An 18558-nucleotide genomic window follows, 5' to 3' on the forward strand; every position below is an offset into this window, starting at 1 on the left:
ATAGCTTCAATAAAATTGCGTAAATTTGAGTTGTGGTGAATGGATAAATTACGCAGAATAACTTTCAACTTTTGCCAATGTTGATCTGTCAACATGGTACGAGGCATAGCGAATAGTAAAATTGGGTTTGGAGATTTGATTTTATTACTTCGCTATTTTTTAAGCTAAAAGTGTCAATACACCCTAATAAAATTATCAATACTTATGAAAATCGTCGTTACCTCCTATACAAGCAAGAACAAAGGTGGACCGACAACCCTTTTTGGCAAGCACATCAAACCGTAGCAAAACAACTTGATTATGCAGTTATGAACGAAGATTTTATGCGCATATTTTAAAAGTCAGACATAAACATCATCTATAAACACCCACATTTCGATAAAAGTTAAATATAAAATCAATAACTAAGAACAGCTTGTATTCTTACTCAAGTTTTGATGTACTAAAATACAGGATAGCAATAATTCCGATAACAACATCTTTTACCACACAGTGTATCGATCCATCGCACTCAACAATAGCTGCGATGGGATAAGGAGCAAGTAAATGTCAAGTTATATGCCATCGATACGTTTCAGTTTATTGTTATTTGCCATGACTCCTATTTTGATAAACATAAGCGGTTGTTCTAACAACCTTCAGCAAAAAAAAACCATAACGAATATGCATCAACTTCCCTATCCAACCATTGATAGAGAACTCGGTGAAAAATTACAGCCTGATGAAGAAATAATAGCGAATCAAATTACAGAGCAAATTGTTCAATCAATTCGAAGTCAATACTCCTCTGGCAATGCATTGAGAGATGCGCACCCAAAAGCGCATGGCTGCGTACGTGCAGAGTTTCATGTATCAAAATCTATACCCAAAAACTTAGCCCAAGGAATTTTTGTTCCTGATAAGACCTATTCAGCATGGATTCGTTTTTCTAATGCTTCTGGTGATGCCACAAGAGCAGATGGTACAAAGGACGCGCGTGGTATGGCAATAAAATTGTTAGGTGTCCAAGGTAAAAAAATCTTGGAAAATGATGAGCAAGCGCTGACTCAAGATTTTATCATGATCAACCACCCTGTATTTTTCGTAGATGAACCTTTACGTTATTTATCTTTTATAGAAGATACAAATAGCAAAAGTACTTTAAAAAAATTGCATATCCCTTTCGCATTAGGTTTTAAAGGAACACTCAACGCATTGGGAGCAAGCAATTCAAAAATATCGAATCCAGTTCAAGCTCGCTATTGGTCAATGGTTCCCTATCAATTAGGATTAGGTGCTGATCGTCAAGCAGTAAAGTATTCAGCAAGACCTTGCTCCCTAAGTGCGGATACTATGCTTAATCAATCAGATCCTAACTTTTTGAGGGCAGCTCTACAAAATACCTTAAATAAGAAAGATGTATGTATGGAATTTCTTATACAACCAAGAACATCAAATAAAATGCTTGTAGAAACTTCGATGAATGAATGGAAAGAAGACAAGGCTCCTTTTTATAAAGTTGCAACCATTCATATTCCTCAACAGGTTTTTAGTACGCCTGATCAGAATAAATTTTGTGAAAACCTTTCATTTACGCCTTGGCATTCTCTACCTGAACATAAACCATTAGGTGCGATAAATAGATTACGTAAAGTAATATACGAAAATATAAGTATCGTCAGACATGAAATGAATTCTGCTCAGAGACAAGAGCCTAAATAGAAATGGGCTTTGTTTGATCCTACACAGTATATGGACAGTCGGTCCCCTCAAAACTCTTAAAATGTTTCTGTTCAAAGGCTTCTGGGATTAACCAGCAGTTTGCGGAATGCCTTCTGACGCGATTGTAGTAAACTTCAATATATTCAAACAAGACAGAGTTTGCCTCTTTTTTTTAGAAAATACACTGTCATGTACCACATGTCTTGTTGATGTATGAAAAAAACTTTCTGTTACTGCGTTATCCCAGCATGAGCAGTATACTGCGCAAGGCTGCGTGACATACTTTCAAGACAGTTATTCGTTAATAATAGTGCTCTAAAATCACGACTGCAGTATTGACTGCCTTGGTCTGAATGGACCATGATATTCGTTGGATATTGAGGTGCAAGCGCATAATTAAATGTGTCAAACACCAATTGACGGTCTATTCGATGGCCGGTTTGCCAACCAACAATTCGACAACTGAATAAATTGGTGGTGTTTCAATAACCTAACTCTGCTTTAGCAAAGATGATAAAGCAGTTTGTGATGCCAACTTATACCTTTAAACGTAAATGCAACATATGTGTCGCTATGGTATGACGAATATGATCTGCCCGATTTTTAAAATATCGTTCGCTTAAACCATATCCCGACAGATCTTCAGCCACTTGATAGCCCATTTGATTTACAGCTTGATGTAAAGCTTTAGGTCTAAATTGTCCTTTTAACGGCTCTTTTAAGAAACGTGTGAATTGAGAAACGAACATACTTCCAAAACGTTCTACTCCAGATAATTCACGATAATCAATTGAATAATCCATCACCACTTCACTTTTTGCAGCAGCAATACTGCTAATAATTTTTAAAGTATGGAGTGTCGTTTGCGGTTCAAGATAATGGGTTGTACCTAACCATGAGAAAAATGCAGGTTGATTTTGTTGAAAGCCACTTCGAGCTAAAGCATTGGCAATAGACTCTTTTTCAAAATCAATTGGCACAAATTCAACATTGGTCGGGATTTCTCCAAACTCTTTCAGCTTTTTTTGTTTTGCTGCCTGAGTATCAGGATGGTCCACTTCAAAAATTTTGAGATCAGGATAGTGTTGAGCTTGGCGTAAAATAAACGAATCCAGCCCAGCCCCAACCAAGACATATTGCTGGATACCGTGTTGAATTGCTTGCTGCAAAGCATCTTCGGCATAACGTGAACGCCCAACCACCTGCCCTGTCAACAATCCCAAGCTTCGGTTAAACGTGGATGAGTTCATTACTTTAACGGTCAGTGGTGTCGTTAGTAATTTTTTCCAGCCCTGACTAGTCAACTCAAATGCAAACGGATCAGAAAATACTGGATTTTCAGCATTCTGAAAGTGATTTGCTCTTAATGCCGCCGCAGCCTCAGCCGTTCGGCTGGATTGTCCTTCTTTCATATCTTTTTCCCAAGTTCTTTATATTTGGCAAAAAATAAGCAGCAAATTCCATCCTAAGATAAAATTTACTGCCCTTTCACGATTTATTTAAAAATTAGTTGGTTTTTTCAGTCTGGTATGTCACTTGGTAATCATTCAAGTCCATACGTTTTAAACGTTGCTTCAACTTCTTCAACGACCACGGCCATGCAGCAAAGTTACGGCCATTTGCATCTAAATAATAACTCTTACAGCCACCCGCATTAAATACTGTGGTTTTAAGATGTTTTTGCACCAGCTCATTATGATGCTTGATCACTTCAGGCTTGATGTTCAACTTGGCAATGCCTTGGTCTCTGATTTTCAATAAACCATCAACAATATAATCCAGTTGCGCTTCTGCCAAACCAATGAATGAGTCATAGACTAATACGTTTGGACCTAATACCAAGAATGCGTTTGGTACATTTTCAATACTTGTACCTAAATATGCTTCTGGAGAACTACTTTTCCATAAATCATTCAGGCATTCACCTTTCTCGTTTGAAACACGCTTACCAATAGGTGGATGTGAAACTTCAAAGCCTGTCCCCCAAATGATCACATCCACTTCATGACGTTCACCATTGGCAGACACCACAGTATTGTCTTCAACCTTGACCAATCCATGTGGAATGAGTTTAGTATTTGGTTGTTGTAAGGCTGGATAATAGTTGTTAGCGAACAATAAACGCTTGCAACCAATGGTAAAGTTTGGCGTTACATTTTTGCGTAATTCAGGATCCTCAATCTGGAAACGTAGAATCAGTTTCTCTAACTCACCGACAGGCTTTAATACGGCTGGATTACGCAAACCAAAGTTGATTGCATTCAATGATTGAGCAACCGCTTGACGCCAAGTTTTTTGAATCAATGGAAATTTTTCAATTAATTTTTTGCTGATATCGCCCAAGTCAGTATCAGGCTTTGGTACGACCCACGGCGCAGTACGTTGGAATACATAGAGTTCTTTAGCTTTTGGCTGGATTTGTGGCACAAACTGAATGGCTGATGCGCCAGTTCCAATCACCGCAATACGTTTACCCGTTAGATCATAGTCATGATTCCATTTTGCTGAATGGAACATTTCACCCTTAAAGGTTTCCAGACCATCCAGTTTTGGAATTTGTGCCTCAGTAATTGGACCTGTGGCAAAAATCGCAGTACGCGACAAGAATTGCCCTTTATTGGTGTCCATCACCCATAAATTACGTTCATTGTCCCATTTAGCGCCCAACAACTCTGTACCAAATTCAATTTTCGAACTTACATTGAATTTTTCGCTAACTTCTTCTAAATAACTTAAGATCTCAGGCTGACGAGCAAATAAATGACTCCATTTAGCGCTTGGCGCAAATGAGTATGAATATAATGCTGATGGAACATCACAACCACAACCTGGATAGGTGTTTTCACGCCATGTGCCGCCGACACGCGTCGCTTTTTCAATAATCTTATAGTTGGTATAACCCACTTGATCAAGACGGATTGCAGTTGCAATACCTGAAATACCTGCACCTACGATAAATGTATCGTAAATGTGTGGAGGCAATGCTTTTTTGTCAGCAGAATTTAATTTTTTTGCTTGAGCTGTCATTAAAATTTCCTTTCATTTATTGCTCTGAAATAAGCGTATCTTTAATCTTATTTCAGTCATCAAAATCTTTTACCCGATAGGATTTACTTCATTAATCGGTACGATGTGCCCAAAAATTTTGCATATAAATTTGGTGCAGTACGTTTCATCAACCAGAATAATTTGGCATCAATTTGTGGGATGGTATAAAGCTCACCTTTGTCTAAACGATCCAATGTCAACTTTGCGACTTTATCACTGGTCGTAAACGCAAGATTGGTCAAGGCATAATCTAAAAGACCCTGATGTGGTACTTTGCCATTTTTGATGATATTGGTCGGGACCAACGTTGGACAAAGTACATTAACCTTAATGTTCGACTTTTTAAGTTCTGCTGACAGCGTTTCAGATAATGCACGTACACCCGCTTTGGAAACGTTATAAACAGTCATCTCCGGTGCTGCGGTAAAGGATGCTGCTGAAGCAACATTAATGATTGCACCATGACCTAATTGTTTGAATTTCGGTACAAAAGCACGACAACCATAGATCACCCCCCATAGGTTGATATCCATACACCATTTCCAGTCTTCTGATGACATTTCATCAAACTTACCACCAAGACCAATACCTGCATTATTAATCACCAAAGTAACAGGGCTCCGCATCAATTGTTCAGCTTGCTCAGCCAATTGATTAACCTGCTCTTCTTTCGCAACATCACATTGCACCGCAAAGGCCTTTGCCCCTTGTGCTTCAATCAAAGCCACCGTTTCTTTTGCTGCATCCAGATTGATGTCTGAACACACCACTGTGCCGCCACGTTTTGCCAGTTCAAGGGCAAAGCTACGCCCAATGCCACTGCCTGCACCTGTCACCACAGCAAAGGCTTGTTGGCTTGGTTTATTTTTTTTCTTACCAAATAGTCTCATCGTAATTCCATAATTAACCAATGTATTGATCAATACAAATTTATTTCCATCTCAAAACTGTTTTAAGCAGCTTGCACTTTTGGCGTAAATTCCTTCACAAAAAATGGATGTAGTGCCCCACCTTCTGATAATAATTTCTTTTCGTAATATGCAAAATAAGCAGACGCATCATGATCATTTGGATGGAAATCTGGACGTAAATAATCAAAGATTCGTCCCTGTGTACTACCAAACACACCATCTTTTGGACTGAATACCAGTTTCACGCCACGTGCCGCATCTTTCCAGAATTTAGGAGTCGACATTTCATATGGTTTACGCAGTACAGGAACAAACAGCGTTGCGAATGGAATCAGACCTAAAATTGTCCCGTATGCCAAAAAGAAACCTGCAATACGCAAAGCATAATTACCATTTAAAGTCTGATACACATCATAGGCCACATCTTTATGCTCAGACTCTTCCAGCATGTGCCACATCCACAAAGCACGTGTTTTGGCATCATCGGAGAAATAGAAGTTCTGTTCATGGGCCATCATGTATTCCGCCAGCACAGCAGTAAAATGCTCAATTCCAGCCATTAATGAAAGTTTCAATGGTTGTGGAAACTTTAAGAAAATATGATCAAAGAATTTTTCTCCCAGAAAACGATAGAGCTTTACCGGATAATCCAGTTCAACAATCGCATCGTTAAACTCATTGTGAAGTTTTGAATGAATCGCCTCCTGACCAATCAATGACGTCACTCGCTGTCTTAAAATAGGATCTTTGAGTAAATCACGATGGTGACGTGCAGTTTCAATCACTAAATCTTCACCATAAGTCAGGAATACTGAAAGCGTCGCAAAGAAAAGTGTCGCAAACTGATTATTCATATAAAACGAAAGATCAACCTGTTTGCCTTCAAACCCAATTGCCAGATGGCGGATTGGAATACTTTTTTTACTTGCAAAATCAATTTGCTCAGTTATCGGGTTAGATTTAAATAAACTTAAACCTTTCTTTAATGTGTTGCTAATCAAGGCTACACCTACCTACTTCACTTGAGCGTCACTTGCCCTTTACATTCTTTGAATCAGGTTCATCTCTTTTCGTATAGCTACATATTCTTTAAGTTACGAAAAAACATTCGGGAGATTTCTGTGAACCTAATTTTCTACTAGAAACAATGTAAACCGATCTTATGTTCGGATTCAATTCGGGTAAAACAATCAATTTAATAAGGTAATGATCAACACAAAAAATTAGACATTTTTATTTAAAATTAAAATATCAAATTGACTAAATTTTAAATAATGCAATATATATCAATTATTTATTTTATTTAAAATACTTTAAGTCATCTATATGTTTCATTGATATAAAAGAAATTATTATTTTTATTACACTGCATAACTTGATATTTTAAAGTATGTAATTTTGTTTGTTCGGATTATGTAGGCTGATCTTTTACTTGCATGTGGAGCATGCTAATCTGACATTATGTTCGGATTTATATAACAATATTTATGGGTACTCGAAAACCACGTCAAACTCGATCAAAAGTAACAGTAGATACGATTATTGAAGCAGGCTTTATCGCTGTTGCAACAAATGGTACGAGTGGAACCACAACACGTCACATCGCAGATATTGCAGGCGTCAGCGTCGGCTCTTTATACGAATATTTTAAAAATAAAGAAGAAATCTACGATGCAATGGCAAAATCATTTGTCAAAGAAGTTCTAGACATGGTTAAAGAACTAACACCTATTATAGTCGAAATGGAGTTAGAACCATTATTTGAAATGATTTTCTATACTTTCCGTGACTTACTTACCCGTGATAATGATCGTTATCTCATCTGTCTACGATATGCAACTGAACTTAAATATGAACGCTATATTGGGCAAATTGAAATGGCATTGATGGAAGTTCTGATGAAATACATGATGCGCCACCCTAAATATTTGAAAGTGAGCAATTTGAGTGTTACGGCCTATATCAGTATCAATAGTAGTATTTTTAATGTGGCACGACATCTCATTTTGCCTAATCCACAAATTAGTTTCGATGAAATGGTCAAAGGCTTAAGTACGATGATTATTAGCTATATTGATGCAGAATTAGCTAAAGCTGAACGTTAAAAAAGAGCTTTAAAGCTCTCTTTTTAACGTTACTTTCACTGTTTTCAACAGAGTGTTATTTTTCTACTTGGAGATCCTGACGTTGCTTGAAAGTTGATACCTCTTTACCTTCTGGATCAACATAGACTAATTCGACTCTACGACTTAATGCATGACCAAACTTCTGATTTTCATCGTTAATTGTTTGATTTTTACCTTTTGCCTCAACAGCAACTCGATCTAAATGAATCCCTTGTTGTTGAAGATATGCAAGCACACTCTGCGCTCGTCTCATGGAAAGTTTCAAATTATACTGTTCGCTTGCACGAGCATCAGTAAAACCATACAGAGTCAAGGTGTAGGTTGGATTGTCTTTTAAGAACGTTACAACTTGATTTAACACATCAATCGATTCTTTTGACAAGTTTGATTGATCTAAGGCGAAGTGAACAACATTTGGCGCATTTGATGGAACTTTAGCTACCAGTGGTTCAGTAACAACTTTCTGTTCAGGCGACCAAATTGGCCACTTACCTTTCACTCCATGACAACCTTTAGCATCACCATTCAATTCTTGTAAAGATGGATAATTAATTTTAGGTAATTCTAATGTTGTTGCAGACTTGCACGCCGATGCTTTGAGATTTGATTGATCAATTAAACTTTGAGCGGATAGAAACAGTTCTCTTGAGTGTCTCCATCCAAGTTCACAATGTTCTGCTGCTGCCCAAACCAACATCACTTCTGCTTGAGCAATCTCAGCCTGAGCACATGAAAAACCTTCAGTTTGCTTTAATAATTCAGCATTTGCCCAAAGGTCTCTGCGCATGACACTTGAATCAGAAAGAATAGCCGTTGTCAGCGTAAATTTTTCAATTTGTCCTTGTTCTAAAGCATCAATAATATATTTTGCTTGTTGAAGTGCTTCAGTTCTCGCAGAACTTAGACTCTTTTCACTTCCTTCGTGGCCAGCGTAACTTAACCATGTTAAGGCTTTTATCGCTTGATAGTATGCAATATTTTCAGATGGTTTTAAATAAGGTATCAGACGTGTTTGTAATGCCGCAACTTGCTTATCTTTAGGATTATAAGGCTTCTGTTGCTTGACATCTTGTACCAAAGAACTAGATTGCTCTCCAACAATAATTTGCTCAGATGCAGACTCAGCAAATACAGAAGTGCTTACTGCAAGCAAACTAGCAGAAACCCCTATATAAAAATAAGAACACATTTTATATAAATTATTGTGAAGATATTTCATGTTTATGGTTCTCTCGAAGCATTTATTCCAGCGTTATTACCAGCAAATAGATTCTCATCGAATTTGAATCTAAAACGAACATAAGCGCCCTGAATTGTAGTATCACTATCTACCAGATCATCATCTTTATAACCTGAGAAGTTATAGCCACCTGACAACCATAGATTTGCTGCAACGAGATACCCAACCTCACCACCCACGAGAACTCGACGCCCTGAACTCATATCAGACCATAATACACCTGTGTGTATTCCTGCATCCCATCTTTCATTGATGTCATATATAGCTCTTGCACTGAACATGTGTGTCATACCTGTAGACTCTAAACCAGAGAATGTAGCCTGCACATTTTTCACCGCATATTGACCCGACAAGGTAAAATCACGTGTTGGATGATAATTTAAATGGTTCGAGAAAATATAAACATGTTTAAGATACGGATTGTTTAAATCAGTTTTATTATCATCATAACGATATTCAACTTTAGCTAGTGCATCAAAACGATTGTGTTCTGTATCACGATAAGCCAATCCTAATTGGAAGCGATCCACTAAACGATCACCGCTACTCTCATTTTTGCTATCTGTTAGGCTAACAACATTTTTTGCCAATAATGTCACATCATCCGAATATTTATAAGCAACGCCTAAATTGTTCAATATCGTATCTGATTGATCTGTCCAACGTGCTTCAATGCGAGCAACAGCTTTCCAGTTAGGGTTCTTTAAATATTCAATACCTAAAGATGCTGCTGTGCTATCAGAATTTGAGTTATTGGCATTTGATAATGATTTAGTTTGCTCAAAACTCGTATTGGCATAAAAACCTTTTTCAAGTTCCCATCGATTACGTAAACCAATTGCTGCCTCAGCCTCTCTCGCACTAATACCATCCCGAACACGATATTCACTGAAGGCTGTTCCATTATTGTTATATTTACTATCAAGACCGAATACTGTTACATTGCGGCGTTGATTACTATTCAGATCATAAAGACCACCAATGCTTGAAACTAATTCGTGACGACCATAAGCACGGAGTTTGGAATTAATTTGATAATTTGCACCCAACGCGAAAATACGACGACCCGCTTCAGAAATGTCTTGCTCATATTCAGCAAAGACATTCGAACCTTGCCAAGGTAGTTGACTGATTAATTTAGAGCGAACTGTGACACCATGATATGGTGCAACTTGTGTTGTATTCACTGTTGCTGAATTAGATGACTCATCATAATACTTTAAACCAAGTTCTACAGCCAAAATACGGTTAATTGCCCGTTCAATACTTGCTGATACACCTTGATTTACGCCACTTAACTGATCTTCTGTGCGAATCGCTTCAAGCTTAGCTAAGCCGATTTTATTTAATTGTACACGTCCCTTAATGCCACTCTCTTTACGACCAGCAGTAATAGGTGCCGCTGTATTATAAAATTCTCTATCAGCTTGGTTATGATAAACTTTCATCTCCAAGTCTTTATAAGAATAGTTTAATTCAACTCGTGCAGCATCACCCGATAACTTACCAGTTGCATCTGGTTTCACATTTCCTGACGTCGATGAATTTAAGTCATCATTAATATTCTCTGAACGAGCAAACTCAGCAATGAATTTACCTTTATCATTGGCAAATTTAACGACAGTATTCACACTTGCTAACTGATCTTCAGTTAGTGGGTTATTACTCTTCACATAAGAACCACCTACTTTAACATTATCGGTGACTTTTACAGAACCAGACACACCACCAACCGTATATTCTTCACCACCTTGATCAGATTCAACTGTAATTCGTAAATATACTGGGTTTAAGTCAGCATCAACACTTGGAACTGGATCTTTCAAATAAATACTATTACTGAAAGTATCAATCTCATAATCAGTAAAACGAGTCAAACTTGTACGTGCAATAATTAAACCCGAATTATTACGATCACGCGTAATAACTTCTACTTTTTCACTGTTTTCACGCACGTCTTGCGCATTAACACCATTACCTAAACTATAAGGACCTGAAATACCCATAGCACGTTGTTCATTCACAACTTGTTGTGTATTTGTCTGTGCAGCAAACGCAGTAACTTTATATTTATCAGCTTCTACTGTACTACGAACACCTGTCAATGAACGGTTGTATTGACCTAAAGATAAGCCCTCATCATTTTCAGTACGTGTTACGTAGTCACCATACATTGCATATGAACGTCCTTTATCGACACGAACATACAATTTACTAGTAGATTGAGCATCAAAGCCTTTGGCAGCAGAGTCACCATAAACTGGGTAATATTCATCTGGACGAATATCACGGAATAATCTTTGGTTTTTATCTTTATCTGAATCATATGCAAGTGTAAGCAGGTATTCACCTTTTACCTTACCTTTCAAAAATAATGCAGCACGACCCGTTATATTGCGCTTACCGTCTTTTGAAGCTGAAATCTCATTTAATTCTTCTTCAAAACCATCATTTGAATTAATACCACTCAATTCTTTAGGGTCAAACTTTTTGAAATTAAAAGAACCTTCAACCAGACCAACTGCGATAATCGGTCTTAAATCAGGTAAGAAACGAATAGGTGTGCTTGAGTGGAAGATACCACTTTCAACTGATAATGTTCCTTCACCGGCTTCAATTGGCGCTTGAATTGGAACAAGTAAAGTTCCACCTTCAACGAATACTTGAATACCTGACTGTTTTGGATCTAAGTCTACTAAGTCAATCTTACCGATTGAACTATCTAATGTGATAGGTGTACGGTTTGATACAAGCGTACCATGTCGATCGACAATTTTTAAATTAACATTAAAACGATCGCGTCCGTTTGCCTGTGGAATCGTTTTACTCGGCTCAAGTTGCAACTTATCTAACTGATCAGGTGCAATAACATTAATACGTTTCATGTCTCGAGTATTGCCCATCATATCTACTTGACGTACTTCTATCGTGTTGTGACCCGTACTTAAATCAACACCAATAAAATCTAAACCTGCAACCTGCATGTTCGGCAATACAGCACGTTTACCAACGCGTTTTTCAGGAACACGCGTTCCATTTACCCAAAGCTCAAGCTGAGTGCCTGCTGCACCTTTAACTTGAATGGAGGTCTGAGGATAAGGCAATACTTGCCCATCTTTAAGATTTAAAATTTCTAGTTGATTATTTACAGCTGTTTCTAAAGCTGCTTCAAGATTAATCATTTTGGCAGAATTAACAGTATCTACAGACTCTTCATTTGGCATAGCAAGAGTTGAAGAACTTGGTAAAGCGCTAGATGCTTGAACACCAGACTTTTCGGGTTCAAATTGTATTTGCTTGATTTCTTTAATTTGTTCTTTTGAAAAATCAAGATTACAATTTGCCTGAACTCCAACGGCTGAAATACAGCCACTCGATGGCTGTCCACGAACATCCGTAACTTTAGAAAAAATTGGATCAATCGTTAAATCAGAACGTAATATTTGCTCTAAATTTGTATTATCTTGTTCAATGCGTTTTTTACGCTCTAGCACCCGTTCTATTAAAGATTCTGAACATTGACCAACACCTTCAGCTATCGCAAAATCGGCACGATGCAATTCACCACGTTTTAAATCGACAAAACGGCTATTTGGATCACCTGCTTGGCGATTATTTATTAATACTAATTCAGAACCAATCGGTAGACTTGTACGATCGACTTTTAAAACATGCGTTTTTGCACTAATTCCATAAAAATCATACTTACCTTCGCTATCAGTAATAACATAACTACCATCTTCAAGATAAATACGAACACCAGGAACACCTATTTCACCAGCATCTTGGACACCATTCCGATTACAGTCGGTGAAGATTTTACCAACAATAAAACCGTCAGAAATCATCATACCAGGCGTAACTTCTACTTTCGCTGATGCTTCATTAGACTCAACACCTTTCGCATCTTTGGCACGAACACGGTTGATACCATCACCATTGAGTGCATTTGGTCCAATATAAACGCGATACTGTACTTTAACTTCTTTATTTGGAGTGAGTGTACCTAGTCCAAGTGTTAAATAAGGTCCCTTATCACCTAATGGATCTTCTACCTTTTTACCATCAACACGCATTGAGCCTTGAACATAAATAAAGCCTCGAGGAAGTGTATCTGTAATCGAAACATTTGTTGAATCTGCCGTTCCACGATTTGCAACATTCACCGTATATTCTTCGAATTCACCAATTTCAGCAGTTTTATTTGAAGCAACTTTTTTTACAAATAAAGGTGAATTCGTATTATCCACTTCAGGGTCAATTGGAATATCAATATTGAGTGCAGGGTCACCATTATTTAATGTGAACTGTCCAGCATAAGACCACTTTAAATCAACTGCTTTATCTGCTGGGAAACTTGAATATACCTTGCGATCACTAATAAAAGTATAACGTTTGTCACCCGGAATAGTGTTTGTGTCTACAATAAAACTATATGTACCTGCTTTCACCAGTGGATAGATAAATTCACCAGCACTATTAGTCACTTGTTTTGCAGGAATAGAAATCTTATCACCTGTTTGAGGATCAATTTCAAATGCTACATTATCACCAATTGGTTGACCATTTTGATCCAATAAAGTAACTGTAGCACCAGCTACAGGTAAACCCGTTTTAGCATCAAATACTGTACCATAAGGATCCATTAACACACTTGTATTAATGTCGGTAATTGTTCCTGTAGATTGTCCTTGCGCATCCAAACAGTCAGTTAAACTAATATCAACTTTATCACGTTTAAGTGTCTGTAAAACTGCATCATATCGAATGCCTTTATCTGAAAGAGTTGTTGGTAATGTATAGTGGAATACACCTGTATTTGGTCCAGTTTCAATACCAATAACTTCTTCTAAATCATCTGTTTTTGTAGATTTAATTCGAATTTTCACACGATCTGGAATATAACGATCAGCATTACAACTTGCATTCTTAGCTTCTATATTCAGTGGCTTATTTACACTACCAGTTGCCAAAATATTCTTAAAATCACTCGAATTATTTGTAATATCTGCTGAGCCGCTAACTAAAGTAGATGCAACGTTTGATAACACATCTTTCTGACTATCAGTGACAGCATACGAAACTTTATAAGTATTTTTTACTGTGGTTTTTGCAATATTGCGGTTCATACTAACAACAAGATCAACTTGCTCAGATGTATTTGCAGCAATTTGTGGAAAACCGACAACAAGCTGGTTGATCTGTGTAATGTCACTTGGAGCAATAGTGCTATAACTATTATTGGCAAGCTTGTATAAAATTTTTGCTTGAGTATTTTTTACTAAAGCAGATTTAAATGTTGTATTAGGTGGTAAATCATCAACCAACAAAACCATTTTTTGTGTTTGACCATCCACCATGACATCGGTTGGTCTAGCTGGCTTCTTACCTTGATTGCTAATATTGAGCGTGTAATTTAAGTCATAATTTGCACTTGCAGAAGGCTCAAAAGTTTTTTGTTGTACTTCTTTAGTTGCAACTAATTTTGCACCATAGCTAATTGCACTATCTGTAGCGATTGCAATTGCTGTTGCATCTTCTACAACTGTTGCTTTAATTGGTAAATTAAATTGCTGACCTTCTGTTAAATTTGAACTTGTGGTAGCAACAACCCACAAATTGACACTTTGGCCAATCTGTAAAGCTATATTAGTTGTTAACTGTTGATCATTCGTATCAAATTGACCATCTTTGTTACTATCTATGTAGATTTTAATATTATTTAATTCATTAATTGTTAATGCTTCTAGCTGAACATTAACAAGTGCATTACTATTATTCGATAAAGTATTGGCCCATATTACTCGCACACTAGGTTCGACATCGAGTACTGGTGGGGTAGTTAAAGTAATAGCATACAAAGCTGAAACATTAACATCGACTGTGTTAGAAACTGATTGTTGTTCTTTACCATTTGCTGCTGTAAAAGTTGCGTAGGCAACGTTTTGGATTGTACTACCAACTTCAGGAATATTCGCGGCGTGACCATACTGCGCAGACAGTATCGATACTGTCAACGTTGATAACATGAAAGACATGTTTCGACTTACACGGATTTGCTTCTGTTGTAGCACAGCGCTCTACCCTTCAACTAAATAGTCTAAATGAAAAAACTTTAAAATTATTGTTGTGGACACCTGCTTTGCGCAAATGCCCACATATTTAATCAATTCATTTTGAGCAATCGAAATTACTTAATGAATATTAATTATTTACTTTGATTACAAACTCTAATACCGCGCTTGTATTAGGTACAAGAGGTGTTTTCTCAGCAGCGATAGTACCTGTCGAACCATCAGTTAATGCAGCAGTTGAAGTACTCAATGTCGCATTTGTAGCTACTGGTGATGCACTTGCAATCACTTTCAACGTTGTATATGCAGGTGTAGCATCGCTAATCACAACATTAGTTACGTCAGCATTACCTTCATTCGTTGCAGTAATTCTATACTTCACACATTCGCCCGGCTTAGCATAAACTGCATTTTGAGTATAAGTACCAGCAACACCTGTTGAACAATTTGCTAAAGATTGCTCTTTCACTAAACGTACTTGACCACTTGTAACAGTCGTTAAGTCAGTATTCACTAAATCAGCAACAGACTGACCACCAACAACTGTTGGTTTGATCGTCAATACAACTGAACTTGGTGTTCCAGCAGTTGCATTTGTTGGAGCTTGAACTTTGATGAGTAAGTTAACAGATGCACCACGAGCAATACTTCCAGTTTTCCCTGCAAGATCACTACCTGTAACTAATTCACCGGCATCAGCTATACCATCGTTATTCGAATCCACATATAAGGTTGTTACCCAACCATTTGCAGCTTGGTCGTTGGTTAATGTGAAAGGTAATGTATTCGCTGCAGCACCTTCAACAATGTTACCGTTGTTGGTTAAGGTATGCTTGTAAACAACCGTACCACCTGGTGCAACTTGACCAGTACGGTCATTTTGCAAGCTAAGGATACGATTAGTTTCGACTGTTACACGATCAGACATTACATCTGTTAAGCCAGTAGCAGGCGAAGCCACTTTAAAGATAACTTCTTGATCACCAGCTGGAGCATTTGCAGGAGGTGTTACAACTGCAACAAGTTGAACACTACCGCCACTTGGTATATTACCCGTATTCGTGATTGGAGCACCTGTTGGATTACCTGCACCGTCAGCTAAGTAATATTGAACTGTCCAACCCGTTGGTAATGTCGGTGATGTAGATAAATTATAGTTATCTCCAGTTGCACCTTTATTATCAATAGTTAATGGGAAGTTAGTTGCTTGACCAGGTTTAGTTGATTTAGTATCAATAAATTGACCTGTATCTTTACCAGATGCACCAGCAATAGCTCCAGTACTATCTGTTAGATCGCCATTGTGCAAATCCACTGTAGACGCAACTACTTGATCAATAACTAATTTAATAGTATCTGTAGCTGACGAATTAGTTACAGGTGCAGATGTTAAAATTGCGTTAATTGGTGTGACAGGCGCTGGTGTAGGTGTAAAATAGCTAGAAGGTAGCGTTACTTTTGAAATAATCTGATAAGTTGCACCACTTGCAATAGGTCCAGTATCAACAACACCATCACCATTCGTATCAGTTAATGGCGTTACACCATCAGCTTTGAATAATTCAACAATGCTACCAGTAGGTAAAGAGTTTTTGTTTACCGTGATGTTGAATGCTTCTGTAACATTACCAGTGTTATGGATTACGATTGGCTCACCACCACCCGCAGTAACACCGAAGGTAACTGGAGTACCTTGAGTTGTTGACTTAGTAATGACATCAGGTGTTGGAGTTGTTGTTGATTGTCCATCAGCAAAAGCATCGGTCGCACTATCGTTAATAGTACCCTTTTTAACACCTAATACAGTTACATCGTTCGGGTTCGAAGGTGTTTTGCCTTCTGTACCTGGACCATCTGGATCAACTTCAGCAATGTTTGTAATGATACCGGCTGGAGTATTTTGAATCACTTGAACTTTAAATTTCAATACACCAGTACTGTTAGCTGCAACAGCAGGAATAACTAATGTCGCTGTTCCTGAAGTGAAGTTATATCCATCAGCATCAGCTGCATCACTTACAGCAGTACCATTTACAGTAGCAGAACCAGTAACATAAGTTAAACCAGCTGGAAGTACGTCTGTAATCGTAACGTTAGTTGCAGTCGTGTTACCAGTATTTTGATAAGCTAAAGTATATTCAACTTCACGTGCTGCAGGGCTTGATGAAGTTGCATCCACATTACTAACACTTGCAGATTTTAATAAACTAATTACAGCGCCATTGGTAATCTTAACTGTATCTACGTTTTTAGCAGTTACACTTGTATCAAAACCACTGATTGCTGAAACCGTTAACTTACCAAGATCACCAGCAGTAACGTTGTTGCTTGCTGTTGTTGCTTGCACGATCAAGTTAACAGATTGGCCTGCTGCTAAAGTTACGCTTGTTACAGGAGTTTGGCTATCTGGAACACCATCTTTGTTGGCATCAAGATAAACGTTTAAACCACTGAAATCGTAATTATCTGTCGTGTTATCACGTGTATCATTATTGACAACAGCTACGTTAAAAGTATCGCTGCCATTACCAGTATTTGTTAATGTGTGAGATAAAGATACTTGACCATTCGCGTTAGCAGTTTTAGTTTGATCAGCGATCAACGTGAAACTTGCTACTTGCAATACAGTCGTAGTAACTACGTTTGATGTCACAGTTTTATTAGAACCGTTGCTATCTGTATAGCTTGCAGATGCAATGTTACTAATGTTTGTGCCCGCACTAGGAGCTGCTGCGTGTGCTGAAGGAAGGAAAGCTGCACCACCTGCAACAAATGCAATCGAAGCTGCTAATTGCGTTAGCTTTAAACGTTGAGTTTGATTTGACATTCGGAACTTACCCCTGTTGAATATTCAATGTCAGTTTGTTTAATTTTTGGTTTTGTCACTGTTAATACGCGTTTGCGCTGATACCGTTACAGATTTCCCAGCAGGAAGTTCTGCGATCGTCCAACGTAATGCACGATAATCTTTCAGTGGAACATTCACCATTTGATTACCCTCTTTGCGTTTTAAAGGCATCGGGGCAAAATTTGTACCGTCTGTACTTGCTTGCGCGTTTTCTGGCTCAGATTTCGCCAAAAATAACGTTTCTACGGGTATTGGTAACGTCGCAGCTAAGTTTTTAATTTTTCCTGATGTATTATTTGTATACGTTGCACGATACTCAATTACATCATTTGGCTTCACTTTATTGACTAACTTAGCTACTGGCTTCCCATCTGTGCTTACACTAATGAGATAGGTTTTTAATTCTACGGATACAGGATCTTTTGCAACTTTAGTTTCAGCAGAAACACTAACCGCCAAAACCAAACTAGCTGCACCAAGTAAACCTTTTTTCCAATTATCTTTTAAATGCATGTTTATTGTTTCCACACTCAACATCCTAAACTTCTGAACATATTCTATAGACAAAGTTCAAAATAATTTTTAACATTACTAAAATACAATACTTTTA

Annotated in this window: 10 protein-coding genes and 2 pseudogenes; 2 read left to right on the plus strand and 10 right to left on the minus strand. The window is 37.7% G+C overall.

What is annotated here, in order from left to right; translation table 11 throughout:
- Positions 1-107: pseudogene (locus tag NO346_RS02470) on the minus strand (IS5/IS1182 family transposase); the annotation flags it as partial.
- Between the two features lie 439 nt (positions 108-546).
- Between NO346_RS02470 and NO346_RS02475 the strand changes: the two are divergent.
- Positions 547-1701, plus strand: a complete 1155-nt coding sequence (locus NO346_RS02475) for a catalase family protein (RefSeq protein WP_256414111.1) — start codon at positions 547-549, stop codon at positions 1699-1701.
- 19 nt (positions 1702-1720) lie between these two features.
- Here the strand turns inward: NO346_RS02475 and NO346_RS02480 are convergent.
- The 5 genes and pseudogenes from NO346_RS02480 to NO346_RS02500 form a co-directional block, all read right to left on the minus strand.
- Positions 1721-2174: pseudogene (locus tag NO346_RS02480) on the minus strand (DDE-type integrase/transposase/recombinase); the annotation flags it as partial.
- Positions 2175-2237: 63 nt separating this feature from the next.
- The gene (locus NO346_RS02485; RefSeq protein WP_256414112.1) at positions 2238-3113 is read right to left on the minus strand and encodes a class I SAM-dependent methyltransferase; all 876 of its coding nucleotides are present in this window, start codon (positions 3111-3113) and stop codon (positions 2238-2240) included.
- A gap of 94 nt (positions 3114-3207) precedes the next feature.
- Entirely contained in the window at positions 3208-4728 is a 1521-nt protein-coding gene (locus NO346_RS02490) for an NAD(P)/FAD-dependent oxidoreductase (protein WP_256414113.1), read from the minus strand.
- An 83-nt stretch (positions 4729-4811) separates the two neighbouring features.
- On the minus strand, positions 4812-5639 hold the full coding sequence (locus NO346_RS02495; protein ID WP_256414114.1) for an SDR family oxidoreductase: 828 nt from the start codon (positions 5637-5639) through the stop codon (positions 4812-4814).
- A gap of 62 nt (positions 5640-5701) precedes the next feature.
- The gene (locus NO346_RS02500; protein WP_087545193.1) at positions 5702-6661 is read right to left on the minus strand and encodes a metal-dependent hydrolase; all 960 of its coding nucleotides are present in this window, start codon (positions 6659-6661) and stop codon (positions 5702-5704) included.
- A 486-nt stretch (positions 6662-7147) separates the two neighbouring features.
- Between NO346_RS02500 and NO346_RS02505 the strand changes: the two genes are divergently transcribed.
- A complete protein-coding gene (locus NO346_RS02505) occupies positions 7148-7765 on the plus strand; it encodes a TetR/AcrR family transcriptional regulator (RefSeq protein ID WP_087545191.1) in 618 nt (205 codons plus the stop codon).
- Between the two features lie 55 nt (positions 7766-7820).
- Here the strand turns inward: NO346_RS02505 and NO346_RS02510 are convergent, their stop codons facing one another.
- The 4 genes from NO346_RS02510 to NO346_RS02525 all read right to left on the minus strand — a co-directional run bounded on the left by NO346_RS02510 (position 7821) and on the right by NO346_RS02525 (position 18461).
- Entirely contained in the window at positions 7821-8939 is a 1119-nt protein-coding gene (locus NO346_RS02510) for an OmpA family protein (protein WP_256414115.1), read from the minus strand.
- A gap of 68 nt (positions 8940-9007) precedes the next feature.
- Complete coding sequence (locus NO346_RS02515) at positions 9008-15100, minus strand: SdrD B-like domain-containing protein (protein ID WP_256414116.1); 6093 nt, start codon at positions 15098-15100, stop codon at positions 9008-9010.
- A gap of 130 nt (positions 15101-15230) precedes the next feature.
- Complete coding sequence (locus tag NO346_RS02520; protein WP_256414117.1) at positions 15231-17927, minus strand: NEW3 domain-containing protein; 2697 nt, start codon at positions 17925-17927, stop codon at positions 15231-15233.
- A gap of 39 nt (positions 17928-17966) precedes the next feature.
- The gene (locus NO346_RS02525) at positions 17967-18461 is read right to left on the minus strand and encodes a hypothetical protein (RefSeq protein ID WP_087536132.1); all 495 of its coding nucleotides are present in this window, start codon (positions 18459-18461) and stop codon (positions 17967-17969) included.
- Positions 18462-18558 lie beyond the last annotated feature (97 nt).

The sequence above is a fragment of the Acinetobacter sp. 5862 genome (genome assembly GCF_024494585.1).
Lineage (GTDB): Bacteria > Pseudomonadota > Gammaproteobacteria > Pseudomonadales > Moraxellaceae > Acinetobacter.